This is a genomic window from Aminobacter sp. P4_D5 (genome assembly GCF_056401815.1).
The window spans coordinates 1-4,421 of record NZ_JBFUIP010000284.1 but is presented as its reverse complement, the minus strand read 5'-3'; the positions used below and the strand labels follow the sequence as shown (position 1 = coordinate 4,421).

Genomic DNA, 4,421 nt, shown 5'->3' with positions numbered 1-4,421 from the left:
GAATACGCCTCACGATATCAGGCTTCAATACGAAGAATGATTTCGATTCCAGATCGTAGATCGAATACTCCACTGAGGTTGAGACAACCTCCTTTGCGAATATCGCGAGCTGTCGCTCTGTACGCACAATCCCTGACGGAGGTCCCGACCAGCGCGATGACGTTGTGAGGTCAAAAATCAATCGGGGCGATTGGGACATGCTGTGATACTTTCAATAGAATGCCAAATATCAAATCCCCTCCCCGTACGCACTCAAGCGACAAAGACGATTCAACTGGCAGTAAAGTCTGGGGAAGGTGCGGCGCAAGGGCGCTCATGAAACGGCAGGCAGAGTTGTGGGGTCAATCTGCGTCCAACCAGCTCAGCTCCTCGGGTACAGCTATGCTTTGAAAGTCTCATCCGTCCTCTTGCTTAGACCTCGTCTCCGTTCACATGCGCCAGCCTCGGAGAACGACGGGCTGACGAACGGAATATGGCAGCGGGCAACGACCGAGCGTTAACAATTCACGTTGTCGTTGGCAAGTCGTAAGCGCGTAGCTGAGGTTGGTCAGGCCTTGTAGTTCCGGGAATGACTGCTCTACGCTGGAGATGGGCCATCTGTTGGCGATGCGCTCGAGCGTCTGGGTGAGCCAGGCGAATAGATCGACGTTGTTCATCTTCACGGTGGCCCGACGGTCGCCCAAGTGCTTAGCCGCCATTCGACCCGACCTTATGATGCCCGCATTCTGGGCCGCGAGATAGAGGTCTCATATCCGTTCCACTCGCTGTTCCTGCGGCCAGCGATCGTGATTGGCGATCAGTTCCACAACGGCAGTCGGCATCTGACCCTGCGCTCAGGCGAGGGTCCATCCTTTCTGATTCCCGCCTGTTTGGTCGATCCAGCGGTCGCATCGGTCAAGATCGCTGACGTTCTGCGCCTTTCGGTTGCCCGACTTTTTGATCTTAGGGCGTTCCTCGACGCAGGCCTAGCCTGCAACCTTGGGGAGGAGTTTGCCCAAGACGGCACTGATGGCGAAGCAGTGGACGCATGCGCAACAGGATCTGTTCGAGGAGCCGCCGCTAGTCATGAGGCTCGCGCCGGCGGAGCGGACGAAAGCGGTGGAGCAGCTGCAGGCACTCCTGATGGAGGCGATGGCGGCCGTAGTGGACCAGTTGGAGGCGGGCGATGACCAAAATCACGGCTGATCATCTGGTACGGAACGCCATCGCCTATGTCCGAAAACCGACGCTTTCCAAGTTGCACAGAACGTTGAAAGCCATCGACGCAAGTATGGCTTGGCCGATCGGGCACGTCAGTTGGGGTGGTCCGACATCAAGGTGATTGACGACGACCATGGCCGTTCGGGTGCGGGCGCACGGCGGCCCGGCTCGAGAAGCTTCTGGCGGCAATCTGCGAGGGCCGCGTCGATGCGGTGTTCTCGCTAGAGGCCCGGCCCGCAATGGGAGCGACTGGCACACGCTCCTGGAGTTCTGCGGTCAGGTCGGTACGCTGATTGTAGATGAGGATGGCGTCTACGACTCGGCCAACGACCCGCTCCTGCTCGGCATGAAGGGCACGATGAGCCAGATGGAACTCTCGGTTGCGGATCGACGCGTCCAGGAGACAATCGCGTTGGTGTTCCGCAAGTTGGCCGAATCGTCAGACAATCCGCCAGGTGCTGGTGTGGTGCCGACAGGAGAAGGTTCTGTCGCCCTCCCTGAGCAACAGTGCTGCCGCCGACCGGATTATCTGGCGTCTGCCTATTCATCCGGACTGTCCGTCACATGCTGAGCAACCGGTCCGATGCAGCGCATACACGTCAGCTTGATTTTGCTGGAGTGTTGAGCCAAACAGGCGACTTCACCAAGGGGGCGTTGATGGCACCGCATATATCGCTGGTCGTACCTGTCTACAAAGAAGAAGAAAACATTCGTCCTTTCCTTGCCCGCGCCGAAGCCGTCTTCCAGAATATGGGAAAGACCTACGAGATCATCTTCTCTCTGGACCCCTCGCCGGATAGAACGGAAGAAGTGATTCTAGAAGAAATCAACCGAAACTCGAATATAAAGCTTTTGGTGTTTTCACGCCGATTTGGCCAGCCAGCGGCAACTATGGCTGGTATTCTGAGCTGTACGGGCGAAACTTGTGCGGTTATTGACGTGGATCTCCAGGATCAGCCGGAACTTTTAGAGCAGATGTATGGCAAGCTCTCGGAGGGCTTCGAAGTGGTTTACGCCACCCGCCGCAGCCGTCGTGGCGAGACATGGTTCAAGAGACTGATATCCCATTTTGGCTACACGGTGATCAATAAGCTGAGCGACGTCAAAATTCCGCGCAACACAGGCGATTTCAGGATCATGACGCGGCGTGTTGTTGAAGAACTGCGCCAGTTGAACGAAACCCACGGGTTCCTCCGTGGTCTCGTTGCATACGTTGGGTTTAAGCAGGGATTCATCGAATATGACCGTGACGAGAGGTTTGCCGGAAAGGGCAACTACAATCGACTGACCGGATCCCTGAAGATCGGGCTAAATGGCTTAGTCAGTTTTAGCTCCCGACCACTTTTCATGATGTCGCTCGCAGGGTTTGCCTTGGCTGGCCTCAGCTTCTTGCTGGGCGCGTGGTATCTGCTACAGAAGCTCGTTGGCGTGAATCTTACGCCGGGCCTGTCCACAACCATCCTTTTCATCAGCTTCTTTTCCGGAACGCAGCTCATTGGATTGGGGCTGATCGGGGAGTATGTCGGCCGCATTTATGATGAAGTAAAGCGACGCCCGATGTATATCGTGGACCGGAAAGCCAATTTTTGAGGTGCGTTGTGTTTCCATTTAAGCTGCCGGTTCCCCGTGGACACACATCTGAGCCAATTTGGGACGGCGCCGGCTTTATCATCGGCTCGGAGTCTGTTCCCGTCCTCGAGTATAGTGAGAATTTTGAGGGATGGTCCGATGACTTGACGCAGCTTCATGAGGAAGCTGCAGGGGATCAACATCCGATCGACGTGGCCTCTCGGAAGTGTGCGATAGATCAGGTGCATCGACATGCAGCCAAGCCTAGTGCTGTCATTATGGATATCGGTTGCTCGTCGGGCTTCTTGTTGAAAGATCTTCGTAGTCGCTTGACAGATAATTTTCTGATTGGTGCTGACGTCGTCAAAGCTCCCCTGTTGAAGCTGGCAAGTGAATTAAAGGGTATACCCCTCATTCGCTTTGACCTGCTTCAATGTCCTTTGCCGGCGCGGTCTGTTGATGTCATCGTGATGCTCAACGTTTTCGAGCATATTGGAGATGACACTCGCGCTATGCGGCAGGCTTACGAACTATTGACGCCCGGAGGCGCTTTGATCGTCGAGGTGCCTGCCGGTCCCTTACTGTTTGGCCCCTACGACGTGCAGCTGAACCATTTTCGTCGCTATACTAGTGGCGAGTTAAGAGGCAAGCTTGAGGCGGCAGGCTTTCGGGTCACTAGAAAGTCGCACCTCGGCTTCTTCATATACCCGGTTTTTGCGTTAGTGAAACTGAAGGACAGGTTCTTAAGCAAAACACCTGACCGGCAAGTCGTGGCGCAACAAGCTGCATCAACAAAAAACAGCTGGCTGATGTCTGTCCTGATGAAGGCCGAGTCGAAATACCTGTCAGGGCTCCCTCTCCCTTTCGGCGTGCGTGTCACTATGACTGCTGTAAAACCTGATCCGTCCACTCCGTGACTTGGCTTCTATGAAAGTCCCGATAAAGCTTCTTAAGCACGGCGCGCAAATAACAAAGTATCTCACAGTTGGCGGACTGACTGCGGCGATCTATTTTTCTATTTTATTCATCACGTTTGATTTTTTGGATCTGTCAAAAAATCTGTCTGTAACCACTTCATACTTTGTTTCTACGGCCTTCCATTTTGCTGCCAACAAGCTTTTTACCTTTGCAAGCCATGGCAAAAATTTCGCACCTCAGATTGCACGGTACCTTTGCGTTGTTTTTATCAACTACCTAATAACGATGCTTGTCGTTTTTATCATCGTCGATCTGTGCGGCCTGTCACCATATGCGGGTGTGGCGGTTGCGGTTGCTGTCACCGTGGCTTTGGGTTACGGCATGACAAAATTCTGGGTGTTCCAGCAGGATGGGATTGGACGTGGTTAGCACATTTGTCGTTACGGGCTGCTCCGGCTTTATCGGTAGCAATCTTGTGGATCGCCTGCTGGCAAATGGAGACGCCGTCATTGGCGTCGACAATTTCAGCACAGGACAGCGCCGCTTTCTCGACGGTGCACTGAAGCACCAGAATTTCAAGCTGCTGGAGTTGGATCTTCTGGATTTGGATGGGCTGACTGCCGCCTTCAAAGGTGGCGACGCCGTGTTCCATCTGGCCGCTAATGCCGATGTAAGGTTCGGGACTGAACATCCCCGTAAGGATCTCGAGCAAAATACGATCGCGACTTACAACG

5 protein-coding genes and 1 pseudogene are annotated in these 4,421 nt (G+C 54.3%); 5 read left to right on the top strand and 1 reads right to left on the bottom strand.

Annotation, left to right across the window (positions count from 1 at the left end; all coding sequences use genetic code 11):
• Positions 1 to 563: 563 nt before the first annotated feature.
• Positions 564 to 665: pseudogene (locus AC1DWF_RS30525) on the bottom strand (transposase domain-containing protein); the annotation flags it as partial.
• A gap of 325 nt (positions 666 to 990) precedes the next feature.
• Between AC1DWF_RS30525 and AC1DWF_RS30520 the strand changes: the two are divergent.
• From AC1DWF_RS30520 to AC1DWF_RS30500, 5 genes are all read left to right on the top strand, one after another.
• The gene (locus tag AC1DWF_RS30520; RefSeq protein WP_476786768.1) at positions 991 to 1,185 is read left to right on the top strand and encodes a hypothetical protein; all 195 of its coding nucleotides are present in this window, start codon (positions 991 to 993) and stop codon (positions 1,183 to 1,185) included.
• A 579-nt stretch (positions 1,186 to 1,764) separates the two neighbouring features.
• Entirely contained in the window at positions 1,765 to 2,790 is a 1,026-nt protein-coding gene (locus AC1DWF_RS30515; RefSeq protein ID WP_476789630.1) for a glycosyltransferase family 2 protein, read from the top strand.
• A 143-nt stretch (positions 2,791 to 2,933) separates the two neighbouring features.
• Entirely contained in the window at positions 2,934 to 3,686 is a 753-nt protein-coding gene (locus AC1DWF_RS30510) for a class I SAM-dependent methyltransferase (RefSeq protein ID WP_476789629.1), read from the top strand.
• A gap of 10 nt (positions 3,687 to 3,696) precedes the next feature.
• Positions 3,697 to 4,116, top strand: a complete 420-nt coding sequence (locus tag AC1DWF_RS30505; protein ID WP_476786766.1) for a GtrA family protein — start codon at positions 3,697 to 3,699, stop codon at positions 4,114 to 4,116.
• Positions 4,109 to 4,421 (top strand): NAD-dependent epimerase/dehydratase family protein (locus AC1DWF_RS30500; RefSeq protein WP_476842452.1); only part of this gene is annotated, 313 nt, incomplete at its 3' end. The genes AC1DWF_RS30505 and AC1DWF_RS30500, both read left to right, overlap by 8 nt.

Bases quoted from the DNA above. Each gene is read 5' to 3' on its own strand.
- AC1DWF_RS30515 (WP_476789630.1), top strand. From the start codon at position 1,765: ATGCTGAGCAACCGGTCCGATGCAGCGCATACACGTCAGCTTGATTTT.
- AC1DWF_RS30505 (WP_476786766.1), top strand. From the start codon at position 3,697: ATGAAAGTCCCGATAAAGCTTCTTAAGCACGGCGCGCAAATAACAAAG.